This window comes from Parvibaculum sp. (genome assembly GCF_030694575.1).
Classification (GTDB): domain Bacteria; phylum Pseudomonadota; class Alphaproteobacteria; order Parvibaculales; family Parvibaculaceae; genus Parvibaculum.
The window spans coordinates 1-14,404 of record NZ_JAUYUS010000056.1; the positions used below are offsets into that span (position 1 = coordinate 1).

Below are 14,404 nucleotides of genomic sequence, written 5' to 3' on the forward strand. Positions count from 1 at the left end.
GTGAGCCGGTGGCCGAGGCCGACCAGGCGAAGCTCTTCCTCCGCCCGCGCGAAGGCATCGCCCCGGCCGGCGAATTCCAGCGGGATCGCGACATTCTCCAGCGCGGTCATGGTCGGGATGAGGTGGAAGGACTGGAAGACGATGCCTATATGATCGCGGCGGAAGCGCGCCAGCGCGTCTTCGCCGAGGCCGGTGAGATCCTGCCCCGCCGAACGGATGCGGCCCGAGCTTGGACGCTCAAGCCCCGCAAGCACCATGAGAAGGGTGGATTTGCCGGACCCCGACGGGCCGACGAGCCCGGCGGCCTCGCCCGCGCCGATCGCAAGATCGATCCCCCTGAGAATGTTGACCGGACCTGCCGCGCTCGGCAGGGTGAGCTTGACGCCGTCGAGTTCGATGATGTTCTGAGGCAAAGCGCTTTGGCCTTCGCGGGATGTGGGGGCTGGACTGAAAAAAGGCAGGTACACATGCGATATGGCCTTCCGGCCCCTGTTTGCAAGCTTTTCGCGAGCGCCGTGCTTGCGCTGATGCTTGCCGCGACACCGCTGGCGGGGGCCTTCGCGAAGAAGGAGATCACCATCGTGGCGCTCGGCGACAGCCTGACGGCGGGCTATCTGCTGGGTCCGGACGAAGGTTTTCCCGAGCAGCTCGAGCGGGCGCTGAAGGAAGCCGGTCACGAGAATGTGAAGGTGGTGAATGCCGGCGTCTCGGGCGACACGAGCTCGGGCGGCCTTGCGCGGCTCGACTGGGCGGTGGGGCCGGAGGCGGATGCGGTGATCGTGGAGCTGGGCGCGAACGACGCGCTGCGCGGCATCGACCCCGGCCTGGCACGCAAGAACCTGACCGAGATCGTGACGCGGCTGAAGGAGCGCGGCCTGCCCATATTGCTCGCCGGCATGCTGGCGCCGCCCAATCTCGGCAGCGACTACGGCGCCGAATTCAATCCGATCTATCCCGAACTGGCCGAGACGGAAGAGCTGATCTTCTATCCCTTCTTTCTCGACGGCGTGGCGGGCGACCGCAGGCTCAACCTGCGCGACGGCATCCACCCGACGGCGGAGGGCGTCGCCATCATCGTCACGCGCATCCTGCCGAAGGTGGAGGAACTGATCGCGGCAGCGGAGGAGAGGAAGAGCGCGGGGAAGTGAGGGGGGTGAATATAAAATCAGCTGTCATCCCGGCGAAAGCCGGGACCCAATCCACCTTTATCCTGATGTTTTCTTCCACGAGCGGAATGTGCGAATGAGGCCCGGCACAATCGTTCTTGCCGAGGGAACCAATGGGTCCCGGCTTTCGCCGGGATGACATATATGTTTTGAAGAACGGCATGACACATATCGAAGGCGGAATTGACAATATCCGCGCCGCAAGGGGGAACTTCATGGAATATCGCGAGCTTGGCCGCACGGGGCTGAAAGTGAGTTCGATCTGTCTCGGCACCATGACCTGGGGCCAGCAGAACACGGAAGCGCAAGGCCACGAGCAGATGGACTATGCGCTCGGCAAGGGCGTGAATTTTTTCGATACGTCGGAAATGTATGCCGTGCCGCCGAGGCCGGACACGCAAGGGGCGACCGAGAAGATCATCGGGAGCTGGTTCAAGGCGCGCAAGAACCGCGACAAGGTGATCCTCGCGACCAAGGTGGCGGGACGGAGCCCGATGAACTGGCTGCGCGACGACGGCGCGGGCACCGAGCAGAGCCCGGCGCAATTGCGCGAGGCCGTGGACAAGAGCCTGAAACGTCTGCAGACGGATTATATCGACCTCTACCAGCTTCACTGGCCGGACCGGCCGATCAATCTTTTCGGCGGGCTCGGCTACAAGCACATCGAAGGCGAGTGCCACCCGATCGGCGAAATTCTCGAAACGCTGCAGGAGATCGTGAAGTCGGGCAAGGTGCGCTTCATCGGCCTGTCGAACGAGACGCCCTGGGGCACGATGACCTTTCTGCATCACGCGAAGACCAAGGGCCTGCCGCGTGTGCAGTCGATCCAGAACGCCTACAACCTGCTGAACCGGACCTTCGAGCTTGGCGGCTCGGAAATCGCGCATCGCGACGGCGTGGGGCTTCTCGCCTATTCGCCGCTGGCGCAGGGCTATCTCACCGGCAAATATCAGAACGGCGCGCTGCCCGAAGGCTCGCGCAAGGCGCTGTTCAACCGGCTGCAGCGCTATGAATCGCCGCAGGCGGACCGCGCCATCGACGCCTATCTCGCTGTGGCGAAGAAGCACGGGCTCGATCCCGCGCAGATGGCGAACCAGTTTGCGACGACGCGGCCCTTCGTCACCTCCAACATCATCGGCGCGACGACGATGGAACAGTTGAAGCTTGCGGTGACGAGCGTGGACGTGAAATGGACGGAGGAGCTGGAGAAGGACATCGACGCGGTGCATCTCTCGCAGCCGAACCCGGCGCCTTGAGGGCAGGCTTGTTTTCTCTATCGTCATTGCGAGGCGCCGAAGGCGCCGCGGCAATCCAGGGCGGCATCCCCGGAGGGTGCGGCCCCTGGATTGCTTCGTCGGCCTGCGGCCTCCTCGCAATGACGGACGAAGAAACAGAGTAGCCCCCATGATCCGCCTGTTCACAGCTCTGGAGATTCCCGACGAGGCGGCGGAGAAGCTCGCGCGGTTGCAGCAGGGGCTGGAGGGCGCGCGCTGGATCGAGCGGGCGGATTTTCACATCACGCTGCGTTTCATGGGCGATGTGCCGGAGAATGTCGCCGCCGATATCGACGAGGCGCTGGCGGACATTCCGATGGAGCCTTTCGATGTGGAACTCGAAGGCGTCGGCGAATTCGGCGGCAAGCGGCCGCACACGCTCTGGGCGGGCGTGAAGATGTCGGAGCCCTTGCGCGTGTTGCAGGGACGCCACGAAAGCGCGATGCGGCGCGTGGGCCTTGCGCCCGAGACGCGGAACTACACGCCGCATGTGACGGTGGCGCGGCTCTCGCATGTGAGCACCGAGGAAGCCTATCGCTATATCGCCGCGAACAATCTCTTCGCCGCGCCCCGCTTCGAGGTCGAGCAGTTCACGCTCTTCTCCGCCAAGGCGAGCACAGGCGGCGGCCCTTACGTGATCGAGAAGCGCTATCCGGATTTCGAGTGGGTGGAGGAAGAGTAGCGGCGGGCATTGCAACGGGTGTGTGCTCTCTTCCCACCCTCCCCCCAGGGGAGGGTGGAAAGACGAGTCTGATTTTCTACTCCAGTCCCGCCGCTTCCTCGATCGCGTGCATGTCGTCGTCGGAGAGGCCCATGTGGTGGCCGATCTCGTGGATGAGGACATGGGTAATGAGGCCTTCGAGCGGCTCGTCATATTCGGCCCAGTAGTCGAGCATCGGACGGCGATAGAGAAAGACCATGTCCGGCATATGCGCCGGCTCCGACACCGAGCGGTCGACATGGGAGATGCCCTGATAGAGGCCGAGCAGGTCGAACGGGCTTTCGAGCTCCATTTCGGCGGCGACCTCGTCGTCCGGGAAATCCTCGATGCGGATGACGAGCCCTTCGCAGCGCGCGCGGAAAGCTTCCGGCAGGCGCGCGAAGGCCTCGTCCGCCAATCGTTCGAAATCCGCCAGCGAGGGCGCGCGCACGCCGTTCCAGTTCATCTTTTTCCTCATGCTCTCTTGCGCGCAAACCATAAGCGGGCGAGGCTCGGGCCGCAAACCTTCACGGGACCGGGAGACGGCGATGAGCGAAAAACCTGCAAGCCAGAAGCTGACGGGCAAGGCGCGCGACAAGGCACTGGCGGGACTGAAGGGCTGGAGCAAGGTGAAGGGCCGCGACGCCATCGAGAAGGCGTTCCGGTTCAAGGATTTCAACGAGGCGTTCGGCTTCATGAGCCGCGTGGCGCTGGTCGCCGAAAAGATGGACCACCATCCCGAATGGGCGAATGTCTATAACCGCCTCGACGTGATCCTGACCACGCATGACGCAGGCGGGTTGAGCGAAAAGGATGTGACGCTCGCCGCGCTGATGGACAAATGGGCGGGCAAGGCCGGAAAGGCCCAAAAGAAATAAGAGAAGAAACAAAGACAAAGAAAAAGCCCCGGTGTTTCCACCGGGGCTTTCCGATTCAAGCGCGGCTGTCGCTTAGCGCGGCGCCATGCGGATCGCGCCGTCGAGACGGACGGTTTCGCCGTTGAAGTAGCCGTTGCGGATCATCTCGCAGGCGAGCGAGGCGTACTCGTCCGGATTGCCGAGACGGGCCGGGAACGGCACCTGCGCGCCGAGCGCCTGGCGAACCTTCTCCGGCGCGCCGGCGAGCAGCGGCGTGTCGAAGATGCCCGGCAGGATCGTATTGACGCGGATGCCTTCGCGGCTGAGGTCGCGCGCGATCGGGAGCGTCATGCCGACGACGCCGGCCTTGGAGGCCGAATAGGCCGCCTGGCCGATCTGGCCGTCCTGCGCGGCGACGGAGCCCGTGTTCACGATCGCGCCGCGATCGCCATCGGCGAGCGGATCGAGGGTGAGCATGCCGGCGGCCGACTTCGCGATGCAGCGGAAGGTGCCGACGAGGTTGATCTGGATGATGAGGTTGAACTTGTCGAGCGGGAAGTGTTCCGGCTTGCCCGTCTCCTTGTTGCGGCTCGCGGTCTTGACCGCATTACCGGTGCCGGCGCAGTTGACCAGGATGCGCTCCTGGCCGATGGCGGCGCGGACCTTTTCGAAGCCCGCATCGACGCTCGCTTCGTCGGTGACGTTCACTTTCGCGAAGACGCCGCCGAGTTCCTTCGCCAGCGCCTCGCCCTTGTCTTCCTGGAGATCGAAAATGCCGATCTTCACGCCCTGCTTCGCAAGCGCGCGCGCCGTCGCCGCGCCGAGGCCCGAGGCGCCGCCGGTGATGATGGCGCTGATGCTGCTGTCGAGTTTCATTCGTCAGTCCCTTCTCTGCCGGACCTTGTCTGAAGGACGGTCCCGCGTTTCCTGAGATTGCGGGCGCCTTGGGGCGCCCGATTGGCGCCGATTTAACAAATTCGGACGGCAAAGCGCGAGCCAAAAATCGTTGCCGCGCGGGCTATTTGCATGGACCGGGGATTTACGCAACGTCCGCCTCGCCTTGCAAGCGGCCGAAAACCGCCCCATCTTGGCAGGGCTGCGGGGGCGGCGAAGCAGGGAGGGACTTGTGTCCTCTTCACACGGAAATCCGGGCACGGAAGGCGCGGAGATCGAACTGCAGGACCCGAAATACCAGTTGCCCGCCGTCATGGCGCGCAACGAGGAGACCGTGCGCGAGGGCTTCTGGAAGAAGATGACGCGCGTGGCCGGAAAAATCCCCTTCGCCGAGGAAGCCGCCGCCGCCTGGTACTGCGCGCGCGACCCCGAAACGCCGATGCGGGTGAAGGCGACGCTGCTGGCGGCGCTGGCCTATTTCGTGATGCCCGCCGACTTCATCCCCGATTTCGTGGCCGTGTTCGGCTTCACCGACGACGCGACCGTGCTGATGGCGGCGCTGGGGCTCGTCTCCAGCCACATGAAGCCGCGCCACAGGAAGGCCGCGCGCGAGGCGCTGGGACTGCCGCCGGCGGCCGGCGAAAAGTAATCATATCGCCCGGAAGGGAGAACCTCATGACGGATCGTGCGAGCGACGTCGCCTTCACGCCGACGGTGAAGGCGCTGCAGGAAAGACGCGGCAGCCGCAGCCACTACGAGGACCGGGATTTCCGCGACAGGATCGACGCGGATATCGCCGCCTTCATCGCGGAGCGCAATTCCTTCTACCTTGCGACGGCGAACGCGGAAGGCCAGCCCTATATCCAGCATCGCGGCGGACCGAAGGGCTTCCTGCGGGTGCTCGACGAGAAGACGCTCGCCTTCGCCGACTACACCGGCAATCACCAGTACATCACCAGCGGCAACCTCGCCGACAACGACCGCGCCTATATTTTCCTGATGGACTACGCGACGCGGTCGCGCGTGAAAATCTGGGGGCACGCATCGGTGAGCGACGACAAGGCGACGATCGCGACGCTGATGCCGGAGGGCTACCGCGCAAGGCCGCTGCAGGCCATCATCTTTCGCGTGACCGCGCTCGACACCAATTGCGCGAGCCACATCCCGCAGAAATTCGACGCGGAGGACGTCCAGGGCGCGCTTGCGCATCTGCAGGCGAAAGTCGACGCCCTGGAAGCCGAACTGGCCGCCTACAAGGCCCAGACGCCCGACGCATTGGAGCGGTAGCCGAGCGAACGGTAGGCCGCATCGACCAGCGCCTGGCCGCGATCGTTGAGCAGGATGCCGGAGCCCATGCGGTTCATGTTGTAGCCGAAGCTCATGGCGCAGTCGGGATCGGCAAAGCCGAGCGAGCCGCCCATGCCGACATGGCCGAAAGCGGCGTCGCCCATGATGCAGCTCGAATTCGGTTCGTTCGGCAGGTTGCGGTTGTCCATCGACTTCATGTAGCCGAGCGCGAAACGCGACGGGATGAGAAGCGTCGCGTCTTCATGCGTCGCCATCGCGACACGGCCCATGCGGGCGAGCGTGTCCTTGCCGACGAGCTTGCCGCCGCCATTGGCGAGCGGCTGATACATGCCCGCAAGACCGCGTCCGTTGGTGATGCCGTTCGCCGAACCGATTTCGGAGGCATGGCACTCGCGCGAATTGAAATTCGCATTGCCGCCATTGAGCAGGAAGAGATGCGCCGGGCTCGACGGATCGGTCATCAGTGCCTGCGTGAATTTCGAATTCGCGGCCGCCGGGTCCGGTTCCGCGAAAATCATCGGCGCGACGCGCGGCTCGATCTCTTCCGGCAGTCCGATCCAGAAATCGAGGCCGAGCGGCTTCGCCACCTCGTCGCGGAAGAAAGCGCCGAGGCGCTTGCCGGCCGCGCGATGGACAACCTCGCCGACCGTCCAGGCGAAGGTGACGCCGTGATAGCCGTTGCGGATGCCCGGCTTCCAGAACGGCTCCTCCTCCTCGAGCAGCTTCACCATGTAGCCGTAGTCGTAGTAGCCGCCATCCTTGAGCTTCGTGCGGACATGCGGCTGCCCGGCCGAATGATCGAGCATCATGGAGACGGTGGTCTCTTCCTTGCCGTTCTTCGCATATTCGGGCCAGTAGGCGGCGACCTTCGCGTCGAGATCGAGCTTGCTTCGGTCGGCCAGCATATGCGCGCAGAGCGCCGTCGCGCCCTTGGTGCAGGAGAAGACGATGGAGACGGTATCCCTGTCCCAGGCCTCGCCCTCCGGCGCCTTCCGGCCGCCCCAGATGTCGACGACGGTTTTGCCCTCGAGCGTGATCGCGACATTGGCGCCGACCTCGCCGCGCGTTTCGCAATTCTCGATGAAGGCATCGACGACGGGCTTGAACTTCGGATCGTAGGAACCTTCTACCCTGCCCGCCTTTGTCTCCCTCGAAAGCGTCTCCGCCATTTGCCGTCTCCCTGAATTTTGTTTTGTCTCTGGAATTAAAACCTGTGGACCTAGCGGCTCGACCGCAGGCCGCCATAGCCCGCTTCGATGAGGACGGGCTTTATCGTCTCCGCGAGAACCGCATAGCCCCGCTCGTTGAGCGTGAGCCCGTCCCAGCGATATAGGTCGCCGCGGATATTGCCGTTTTCATCGAGCATCTTCGCCGTCACGTCGAGGAAATACATGCCGCGCTCGTGGCGCACATAATCCGCGATCAGCGCATTGGCGCGCTGCGCGCCGTACCAGCGCTCGTCGCGCGCGGGCGAGGGACGCAGCGAGATGAAATAGATGGGCGCATCCTCGCCCTCCGCGCGCAGCGAGAGCGCAAGCGTGCGGAAATCGTCGAGCACATCCTCGGGCCGCCGCCCGCGCACGTCGGCCAGATCGGCATCGCCCGCCATGACGAGAATGGCGCGCGGCCGGTAAGGCAGAATGATCCGCGCGCGGTAGTGATTGATGTGGGGGATCTGCGCGCCGCCGAAGCCGCGCTGGATGACGGGGATGGGCGCCATGTCCGCCGGCAGCGAGGACCACAGGCGCAAGTCGCGGCCGCCGACGAAAAGAACGGCATCGGCCGGCGGCGGATTGGAAACGTCGAGACGCTCGAAGGCCGCAATCTCGCCTTCCCAGTATTTCGGATCGCCCGAGGCCAGCAGCACATAGATGAGGAAGGCGAAAAGCGCGAGTATGGCCGCGCCGAACACCGCGCCCAACGCCACCAGCCCGCGCCTCATTTATGCGTCCCCGTCACTCTGCTTCCCATCTTCCGTCGCCCCCCACATCATCATTGCGAGGAGCCCACGGGCATCGCCTCTGGCGATCCCGAGGACAGGCTCCGCGACGAAGCAATCCAGACCTTACCTTGGCGCTTTCTGGGTTGCTTCGCTGCGCTCGCAATGACGGGTTTTCCCCTTCGCTTCTACCGCGACGGCACGATGACGATCTTGCCTTTGACCTTTCGGGCGGCCATGTCGTTCAGTGCCTGCGCGGCTTCCTCGAATTTGTAGGTGCGCGAGACATGCGGACGGAGCTTGCCCGCCTTGAACCATGACATCAGTTCCTTGAGATTTTCCTGATGGCGCTTCGGCTCGCGGCCCGTGAAGGCGCCCCAGAAAACACCGACGATCTGGCAGCCCTTGAGGAGCGCGAGATTGAGCGGGATTTTCGGGATCGGGCCGGCGGCGAAACCGACCACGAGGAAACGGCCTTCCCAATTGGTGGCACGGAGCGCCGGTTCCGAATAATCGCCGCCGACGGGATCGTAGACGACATCGGCGCCGTTGCCGCCCGTCAGTTCCTTGATCTTGTCGGTAAGGGCCTTCTGCGCATCCTTGTCGAGCGCGCCCGCGGGATAAAGCAGCGTCTCGTCGGCGCCATGCTCCTTGCAGACGGCAAGCTTGTCTTCCGAGGACGCGGCCGCGATGACGCGCGCACCCATCGCCTTGCCGAGCTCGACGGCGGCGAGGCCGACGCCGCCCGCGGCACCCAGCACGAGAAGCGTTTCGCCCGGCTTCAGATGGGCGCGGTCCTTCAGCGCGTGATGGGACGTGCCATAGGTCATGAGGAAGGCGGAGGCGGTGACGTAATCCATTTCGTCCGGGATCGGCGTAACGCGGGCCTGATCGAGCGCGATCTCCTCCGCGAAGCCGCCCCAGCCGCACGAGCCGATGACGCGGTCGCCGACCTTCACCTTGTCGACGCCCTCGCCGACCTTGCGGACGATGCCCGAGACCTCGCCCCCCGGCGAGAAGGGCAGCGGCGGCTTGAACTGGTATTTGTTCTCGATGATGAGCACGTCGGGGAAATTGACCGCCGCCGCGTGGACCTCAAGCAGCACTTCGCCCTTCTTCGGCTCGGGCGTCGGCACCTCTTCGATGACGAGGCTCTCGGGCGGTCCATATTCCTTGCACAGAACAGCTTTCATGGTCGTCTCCCTCGTTTGGCCGTTTTCTGAAATATCGCTGCCTCTCCCTTAGCACGAGCGCCCCGGTATTCGCCAGATTGGCGCGGGCGGACCTTGAGCCGCCTTGGTTCCGCCACATGAATCGGGGAATTTCCGGATTGCCCCCGGCCCGCCCAGCCACCGGAAAATACGGAGCTTTCCGGCCCCCGCATCTGGAAATCGCCGTCCGGGGCAGCTAAGGTCAGCGCCAGATTCTCCGGGGGGTCCCCGGACAGCCCCTATCGGAGCATACGAGTTGGAGATCATGCCGAGACGCCCGCTTCACGCCAAAGCCCTCACAACCGCCATTGCCGCACTGGCCCTCTCTTTCGGGATCGCCGGCCTTGCCGCGACCGCAAGCGCACAGGAAGCTCCGAAGCTGCTCGGCAAGTATGACGACTGGTCGGCCTATAGCTACGGCTCCGGCAACGACCGCATGTGTTACGCGATGTCGACGCCGGTGAAATCGCAGCCCGCGGGCGCGAGCCGGGGCGACGTCTACTTCATGGTGACCCACCGCCCCGCGCGCAACACCAGGAACGAAGTGAGCATGCGGATCGGCTATCCCTTCAAATCGACCAGCCGCCCCTTCGCCACCATCGGCAACGACCGCTTCCAGATGTTCAACGGCGTCAAGGAAGGCGGCGAGCACCAGTATTGGGCCTGGCTCGAAAATCCCTCCGAAGAGGGCAAGATGGTGCAGGCGCTGAAATCCGGCAGCTCCATGGAAATCAAGGGCACGTCGGCCCGCGACACGCTGACCACCGACACCTATTCGCTGAAGGGTTCCGGCGCGGCCTTGAAGAAGATCGACGACACCTGCAAATAGGCGCTTGGGTCGCCGGGAACCGCGGAAATCCTGCCGATTGGCGAGGATCGCACACTATATGATATGAGAAGCGGGCTTTGAGCCGTCTTGCCGCAGGGCAAGGGCGGCGAAATCCGTTTGAGCGACCCGAACGAGACCGGACCATGGCGAGCATCGACATTGCGCATGAGAGGAATGCGACCGCGACGGCGGACGCTTCCGCGCGCCCGCATCTCGCCGGGCTGACGCGGCCGCTGCTGATGGAGGCGCTGAAGCAATTCGGCCTGCCGGACAACCAGCTCCGCATGCGCGCCGGGCAGATATGGAACGGGCTCTACAATCGCGGCTTCACCGATTTCGAGCGCATGACGACGCTGTCGAAGGAGCTGCGCGGGAAGCTGGCGGAAGCCTTCGACATTTCGCGGCTCGAAATCGTGACCGAACAGAAATCCGTGGACGGCACGCGGAAATGGCTGCTCAGGCTGCCGAGCGGCATTCCGGGTGTACCGGGACCGGAAGTCGAGACCGTCTATATTCCGGAAGAAGGACGCGGCACGCTTTGCGTCTCCTCGCAGGTCGGCTGCACGCTGACCTGCACCTTCTGCCACACCGGCACGCAGAAGCTGGTGCGCAATCTCACCGCCGGGGAAATCGTCGGGCAGATTCTCGTCGCGCGCGACGCGCTGGGCGAATGGCCGGATGGCGGGCGGAACTCCGAGGATCGCCTCATCACCAATATCGTGATGATGGGCATGGGCGAGCCGCTCTACAATTTCGAGAATGTGCGCGACGCGCTGGAAGTCGTTTCGGACGGCGAGGGATTGTCGCTGTCGAAGCGGCGCATCACGCTGTCGACCTCCGGCGTCGTGCCGATGATCGAGCGCGCGGGCGACGAGATCGACTGCATGCTCGCGATCTCGCTTCACGCCGTGGACGACGAGACACGCAACAAGCTCGTGCCCTTGAACAAGAAATATCCGATTGCCGAATTGCTGGAAGCCTGCCGCAATTATCCCGGCGTCTCCAATGCGCGGCGCATCACGTTTGAATATGTGATGCTGAAAGGCGTGAACGATTCGCTCGAAGACGCGAAGGCGCTGGTGCGGCTGCTGAAGCACATACCGGCGAAGATCAACCTGATCCCCTTCAATCCCTGGCCGGGCTCGCCTTACGAATGTTCCGACTGGGAGCAGATCGAGAAATTCGCCGACGTCGTGAACCGCGCGGGCTATGCGAGCCCGGTGCGCACGCCGCGCGGCCGCGACATCATGGCGGCCTGCGGACAATTGAAGAGCGAGACGGTGAAGGCGCGCGCAAGCGAGCGGTTCAAGGAAGCAAGGGCTGACGCGTGAGACCAACACTTGGTGTAGTGAAATTCACTCAAGGAGTACTCGCCTACGTTGCCGCCTGCCTGATCGCAGCTACCATCCTGTGGATCGCAAACTTCGCCTATCTCGTTCATGTCTACGGGCTAAGGTTGGACATGATGGGAATCGAGGAACCATTCACGGTAGTGGGATATTCCACTTTGGCAGTCTTCATCGCCGCAAGTCCGTTTGCCCTTGTTCTCTTGGCAATTGCGCACCTCGCAAGGCTCAACCGCGTCCAGTGGTATTTGCTTGGCGGCGGCGCAACGGGATTGATATCCAGTCGATTGTTCGACGCGCTAAGTTCCTGGGTGATGTCTCAAAGCCAGTACTCAGTTGATCTGATCTGCACCATTGCCGGCGTTGTCGCAGGCGGAACTTACTGGACACTTGCTCGCGCGATGAAAGTGGGCCCGCTTAACGAGGCATAGGCCATGAAAGCCGCCATCTATCGCTGGAAGGTCGCGCCCGGAGACGAGGACTACTTCGCTCGGCGCTGGCACGAAATCACCGAGGACATCATGCGCGATCATGGCGGCGGCGGTTCGCGGCTGCACCGCGCGGAGAACGGCGACTTCGTCGCCTATGCGCGCTGGCCCTCGAAAGAAGCGCGCGACAAGGCCTTCGCCGATTATTCGAAGGACCCGAGCCGCGCCATTCCGCAGCGCGAGGGCAAGGCGGAACTCGTCGAGGAAATCTGGCTCGACATCACGGACGATCTGCTGATTCCGGAAGCGGACCTGCCCGAGAGGTTTCGCTGATCTATCGCTTCGCCCAGGCGAAAGCCTCTTCCATGCGGTCGTTGCCCCAGAAAAGTTCGCCGCCGACAACGAAGCTCGGCGCGCCGAAAATACCCTTGGCGACCGCTTCCTCATTTTGCGCGCGCAGCTTGTCCTTGGCCGGCTGCTCGTTGGCCTGTTCGATGAGCGCCGCCGCGTCGAGATCGAGGGAGGTGAGGATCGCGCTCAGCACCGCGCGGTCGGAAATGTCCTTCCCTTCCGCGAAATTCGCGAGATAGACGCGGCGCGAGAATTCCGGCATCCAGTCTTCATCCGCGCCGAGAACCGCGAGCCGCGCGGCGCGGAGCCCGTTCTGCGGAAAGATTGCCGGCTTTTCGAGGGTGAGCCCTTCGGCCTCGCAGATGCGCGCCATGTCGCGCCACATGTAGCGGCCCTTGGCGGGATAGATGTTGAAGGGGCTGTCGTTCCAGCCCTGCGCGCCGAAAATCGGCCCGAGCAGGAAGGGCCGCCAGACGAGATCGACCCCCGCCGCCCCGGCCTCGCGCGCCGCGCGCATCGCCGCCGGATAGGAATAGGTGCTCGCGAACTCGTACCAGAACTCGACTTTCATGGGACCTCCCCTGCCACTATGCGGCTCGCAGGATGCCGCAAGCGGGCAAGGCTGGCGAGAGCCATTCAAACCCTTTCCACGCAAGCCCTTTTGCGGCTTTTTCGCCGCCGCCGGAGCCGCCCTTGCCGCCTTGGCCGAATTCCCTATTATGCGCCGCGAAATCGATCCGGAAGGTGATGAGATGAGCGGCGCGACAAAAGACGTGAAGAAGGTGGTGCTTGCCTATTCGGGCGGGCTCGACACCTCGGTCATCCTGAAATGGCTGCAGGAGACCTATGGCTGCGAGGTGGTGACCTTCACCGCCGACCTGGGCCAGGGCGAGGAACTGGAGCCGGCGCGCAAGAAGGCCGAGATGCTCGGCGTGAAGGAAATCTACATCGAGGACCTGCGCGAGGAATTCGTGCGCGATTTCGTCTTCCCGATGTTTCGCGCCAATGCGCTTTACGAAGGCGTCTACCTGCTCGGCACCTCGATCGCCCGGCCGCTGATCGCCAAGCGCCAGATCGAGATCGCCCGCGCGACCGGCGCCGACGCGGTCTGCCACGGCTCGACCGGCAAGGGCAACGACCAGGTCCGCTTCGAAGTCGGCTATGCGGCGCAGAACCCCGAAATCAAGATCATCGCGCCGTGGCGCGAATGGGACCTGACCTCGCGCACGAAGCTGATCGAATTCGCCGAGAAGCACCAGATCCCGATCGCCAAGGACAAGCGCGGCGAGGCGCCCTTCTCGGTCGACGCGAACCTGCTGCATATTTCCGCCGAAGGAAAAGTACTGGAAGACCCGGCCGAGGAAGCGCCGGAATATGTTTACAGCCGCAGCGTACGCCCTGAAGACGCGCCCGACACGCCGACCTATGTCGAAGTCGGCTTCGAGAAGGGCGACGCCGTTTCCATCGACGGCGTGAAGATGAGCCCGGCGACGCTGCTGACCAGGCTGAACGAGCTTGGCGGTGCGAACGGCATCGGCCGGCTCGACCTCGTCGAAAACCGTTTCGTCGGCATGAAATCGCGCGGCGTCTACGAGACGCCGGGCGGCACCGTGCTCCTCGTCGCGCATCGCGCCATGGAGTCGATCACGCTCGACCGCGGCGCGGCGCATCTAAAGGACGAGCTGATGCCGCGCTATGCGGAGCTCATCTATAACGGCTTCTGGTGGAGCCCGGAGCGCGAGATGCTGCAGGCGCTGATCGACAAGAGCCAGGAAATGGTAACCGGCAGCGTGCGCCTGAAACTCTACAAGGGCATGGCGACCGTCGTCGGCCGCTCCTCGCCTTATTCGCTTTACTCGATGGCGCATGTCACATTCGAGGAAGATGCCGGCGCCTACGACCAGAAGGACGCAGCGGGCTTCATCCGCCTCAACGCGCTCCGCCTCCGCCTTCTCGCGGGCCGCAACAACAGGACCAAAAAGTAAATGCGTATCGACGCCATTCCGATCGGCAAGAACCCGCCCGACGACATCAACGTGATCGTCGAGGTGCCGCATGGCGGCCATCCGGTGAAATACGAGATGGACAAGGAATCCGGCAC

Annotated in this window: 18 protein-coding genes and 1 pseudogene; 12 read left to right on the forward strand and 7 right to left on the reverse strand. The window is 63.8% G+C overall.

The window, feature by feature from the left end:
* On the reverse strand, positions 1-413 hold a 413-nt coding region (locus Q8S60_RS08335; RefSeq protein WP_305668476.1), incomplete at its 3' end, for an ABC transporter ATP-binding protein.
* A 54-nt stretch (positions 414-467) separates the two neighbouring features.
* Between Q8S60_RS08335 and Q8S60_RS08340 the strand changes: the two genes are divergently transcribed.
* The 3 genes from Q8S60_RS08340 (at position 468) to thpR (ending at position 3,122) form a co-directional block, all read left to right on the forward strand.
* Positions 468-1,148 carry an arylesterase gene (locus tag Q8S60_RS08340; protein WP_305274753.1) on the forward strand — a complete coding sequence of 227 codons (681 nt, stop codon included), beginning with the start codon at positions 468-470 and terminating at the stop codon, positions 1,146-1,148.
* Positions 1,149-1,381: 233 nt separating this feature from the next.
* Positions 1,382-2,422, forward strand: a complete 1,041-nt coding sequence (locus Q8S60_RS08345; protein ID WP_305274801.1) for an NADP(H)-dependent aldo-keto reductase — start codon at positions 1,382-1,384, stop codon at positions 2,420-2,422.
* A 148-nt stretch (positions 2,423-2,570) separates the two neighbouring features.
* A complete protein-coding gene (thpR, locus tag Q8S60_RS08350) occupies positions 2,571-3,122 on the forward strand; it encodes an RNA 2',3'-cyclic phosphodiesterase (protein ID WP_305274754.1) in 552 nt (183 codons plus the stop codon).
* A 76-nt stretch (positions 3,123-3,198) separates the two neighbouring features.
* Here the strand turns inward: thpR and Q8S60_RS08355 are convergent, their stop codons facing one another.
* Positions 3,199-3,618, reverse strand: a complete 420-nt coding sequence (locus tag Q8S60_RS08355; protein WP_305274755.1) for a metallopeptidase family protein — start codon at positions 3,616-3,618, stop codon at positions 3,199-3,201.
* 70 nt (positions 3,619-3,688) lie between these two features.
* Here Q8S60_RS08355 and Q8S60_RS08360 point away from each other — a divergent pair, with 70 nt between their 5' ends.
* Positions 3,689-4,018, forward strand: coding sequence for a 4a-hydroxytetrahydrobiopterin dehydratase (locus Q8S60_RS08360; RefSeq protein ID WP_305274756.1), 330 nt, complete (start codon positions 3,689-3,691; stop codon positions 4,016-4,018).
* Positions 4,019-4,090: 72 nt separating this feature from the next.
* Here the strand turns inward: Q8S60_RS08360 and Q8S60_RS08365 are convergent, their stop codons facing one another.
* Positions 4,091-4,873: an SDR family NAD(P)-dependent oxidoreductase gene (locus Q8S60_RS08365; RefSeq protein ID WP_305668477.1), complete on the reverse strand. Its 783-nt coding sequence runs from the start codon at positions 4,871-4,873 to the stop codon at positions 4,091-4,093.
* Between the two features lie 331 nt (positions 4,874-5,204).
* On the opposite strand from Q8S60_RS08365, the gene Q8S60_RS08370 reads away from it, so the two are divergent.
* Positions 5,205-5,540 (forward strand): YkvA family protein, encoded by a 336-nt coding sequence (locus Q8S60_RS08370; protein WP_370867239.1) that lies wholly within the window; start codon positions 5,205-5,207, stop codon positions 5,538-5,540.
* Positions 5,541-5,566: 26 nt separating this feature from the next.
* Positions 5,567-6,178: a pyridoxamine 5'-phosphate oxidase family protein gene (locus Q8S60_RS08375; RefSeq protein WP_305274759.1), complete on the forward strand. Its 612-nt coding sequence runs from the start codon at positions 5,567-5,569 to the stop codon at positions 6,176-6,178.
* Here Q8S60_RS08375 and Q8S60_RS08380 read toward each other — a convergent pair.
* From Q8S60_RS08380 to Q8S60_RS08390, 3 genes are all read right to left on the reverse strand, one after another.
* Positions 6,142-7,368 (reverse strand): serine hydrolase domain-containing protein, encoded by a 1,227-nt coding sequence (locus tag Q8S60_RS08380; protein WP_305274760.1) that lies wholly within the window; start codon positions 7,366-7,368, stop codon positions 6,142-6,144. The two genes, Q8S60_RS08375 and Q8S60_RS08380, sit on opposite strands and share 37 nt — an antisense overlap.
* A 50-nt stretch (positions 7,369-7,418) precedes the next feature.
* Positions 7,419-8,141, reverse strand: coding sequence for a GDSL-type esterase/lipase family protein (locus tag Q8S60_RS08385; RefSeq protein WP_305274761.1), 723 nt, complete (start codon positions 8,139-8,141; stop codon positions 7,419-7,421).
* A 185-nt stretch (positions 8,142-8,326) separates the two neighbouring features.
* Entirely contained in the window at positions 8,327-9,331 is a 1,005-nt protein-coding gene (locus tag Q8S60_RS08390; RefSeq protein WP_305274762.1) for an NADPH:quinone oxidoreductase family protein, read from the reverse strand.
* Between the two features lie 283 nt (positions 9,332-9,614).
* Here Q8S60_RS08390 and Q8S60_RS08395 point away from each other — a divergent pair, with 283 nt between their 5' ends.
* The 4 genes from Q8S60_RS08395 (at position 9,615) to Q8S60_RS08410 (ending at position 12,285) form a co-directional block, all read left to right on the forward strand.
* Positions 9,615-10,178, forward strand: a complete 564-nt coding sequence (locus tag Q8S60_RS08395) for a hypothetical protein (RefSeq protein WP_305274763.1) — start codon at positions 9,615-9,617, stop codon at positions 10,176-10,178.
* Between the two features lie 143 nt (positions 10,179-10,321).
* Positions 10,322-11,509 carry a 23S rRNA (adenine(2503)-C(2))-methyltransferase RlmN gene (rlmN, locus tag Q8S60_RS08400; RefSeq protein ID WP_305274764.1) on the forward strand — a complete coding sequence of 396 codons (1,188 nt, stop codon included), beginning with the start codon at positions 10,322-10,324 and terminating at the stop codon, positions 11,507-11,509.
* Positions 11,506-11,955, forward strand: a complete 450-nt coding sequence (locus tag Q8S60_RS08405; RefSeq protein ID WP_305274765.1) for a hypothetical protein — start codon at positions 11,506-11,508, stop codon at positions 11,953-11,955. The genes rlmN and Q8S60_RS08405 overlap by 4 nt, the downstream gene beginning before the upstream one ends.
* A gap of 3 nt (positions 11,956-11,958) precedes the next feature.
* Positions 11,959-12,285, forward strand: a complete 327-nt coding sequence (locus Q8S60_RS08410; RefSeq protein WP_305274766.1) for an antibiotic biosynthesis monooxygenase — start codon at positions 11,959-11,961, stop codon at positions 12,283-12,285.
* Position 12,286: 1 nt separating this feature from the next.
* On the opposite strand, the gene Q8S60_RS08415 is transcribed toward Q8S60_RS08410, so the two are convergent.
* Positions 12,287-12,874, reverse strand: coding sequence for a 2-hydroxychromene-2-carboxylate isomerase (locus Q8S60_RS08415; RefSeq protein WP_305274767.1), 588 nt, complete (start codon positions 12,872-12,874; stop codon positions 12,287-12,289).
* A 181-nt stretch (positions 12,875-13,055) separates the two neighbouring features.
* Here Q8S60_RS08415 and Q8S60_RS08420 point away from each other — a divergent pair, with 181 nt between their 5' ends.
* Both Q8S60_RS08420 and Q8S60_RS08425 read left to right on the forward strand, forming a co-directional pair.
* Positions 13,056-14,288 (forward strand): argininosuccinate synthase, encoded by a 1,233-nt coding sequence (locus Q8S60_RS08420; protein WP_305668478.1) that lies wholly within the window; start codon positions 13,056-13,058, stop codon positions 14,286-14,288.
* Positions 14,289-14,404 (forward strand): annotated as a pseudogene (locus tag Q8S60_RS08425) (inorganic pyrophosphatase); the annotation flags it as partial.

Coding starts and splice junctions, on each gene's coding strand:
- Q8S60_RS08365 (WP_305668477.1), bottom strand. CDS start 4,873: ATGAAACTCGACAGCAGCATCAGCGCCATCATCACCGGCGGCGCCTCG.
- rlmN (WP_305274764.1), top strand. CDS start 10,322: ATGGCGAGCATCGACATTGCGCATGAGAGGAATGCGACCGCGACGGCG.
- Q8S60_RS08420 (WP_305668478.1), top strand. CDS start 13,056: ATGAGCGGCGCGACAAAAGACGTGAAGAAGGTGGTGCTTGCCTATTCG.
- Q8S60_RS08360 (WP_305274756.1), top strand. CDS start 3,689: ATGAGCGAAAAACCTGCAAGCCAGAAGCTGACGGGCAAGGCGCGCGAC.
- Q8S60_RS08345 (WP_305274801.1), top strand. CDS start 1,382: ATGGAATATCGCGAGCTTGGCCGCACGGGGCTGAAAGTGAGTTCGATC.
- Q8S60_RS08385 (WP_305274761.1), bottom strand. CDS start 8,141: ATGAGGCGCGGGCTGGTGGCGTTGGGCGCGGTGTTCGGCGCGGCCATA.
- Q8S60_RS08380 (WP_305274760.1), bottom strand. CDS start 7,368: ATGGCGGAGACGCTTTCGAGGGAGACAAAGGCGGGCAGGGTAGAAGGT.
- Q8S60_RS08415 (WP_305274767.1), bottom strand. CDS start 12,874: ATGAAAGTCGAGTTCTGGTACGAGTTCGCGAGCACCTATTCCTATCCG.
- Q8S60_RS08370 (WP_370867239.1), top strand. CDS start 5,205: ATGGCGCGCAACGAGGAGACCGTGCGCGAGGGCTTCTGGAAGAAGATG.
- Q8S60_RS08390 (WP_305274762.1), bottom strand. CDS start 9,331: ATGAAAGCTGTTCTGTGCAAGGAATATGGACCGCCCGAGAGCCTCGTC.
- Q8S60_RS08410 (WP_305274766.1), top strand. CDS start 11,959: ATGAAAGCCGCCATCTATCGCTGGAAGGTCGCGCCCGGAGACGAGGAC.
- Q8S60_RS08375 (WP_305274759.1), top strand. CDS start 5,567: ATGACGGATCGTGCGAGCGACGTCGCCTTCACGCCGACGGTGAAGGCG.
- thpR (WP_305274754.1), top strand. CDS start 2,571: ATGATCCGCCTGTTCACAGCTCTGGAGATTCCCGACGAGGCGGCGGAG.
- Q8S60_RS08395 (WP_305274763.1), top strand. CDS start 9,615: ATGCCGAGACGCCCGCTTCACGCCAAAGCCCTCACAACCGCCATTGCC.
- Q8S60_RS08355 (WP_305274755.1), bottom strand. CDS start 3,618: ATGAGGAAAAAGATGAACTGGAACGGCGTGCGCGCGCCCTCGCTGGCG.
- Q8S60_RS08340 (WP_305274753.1), top strand. CDS start 468: ATGCGATATGGCCTTCCGGCCCCTGTTTGCAAGCTTTTCGCGAGCGCC.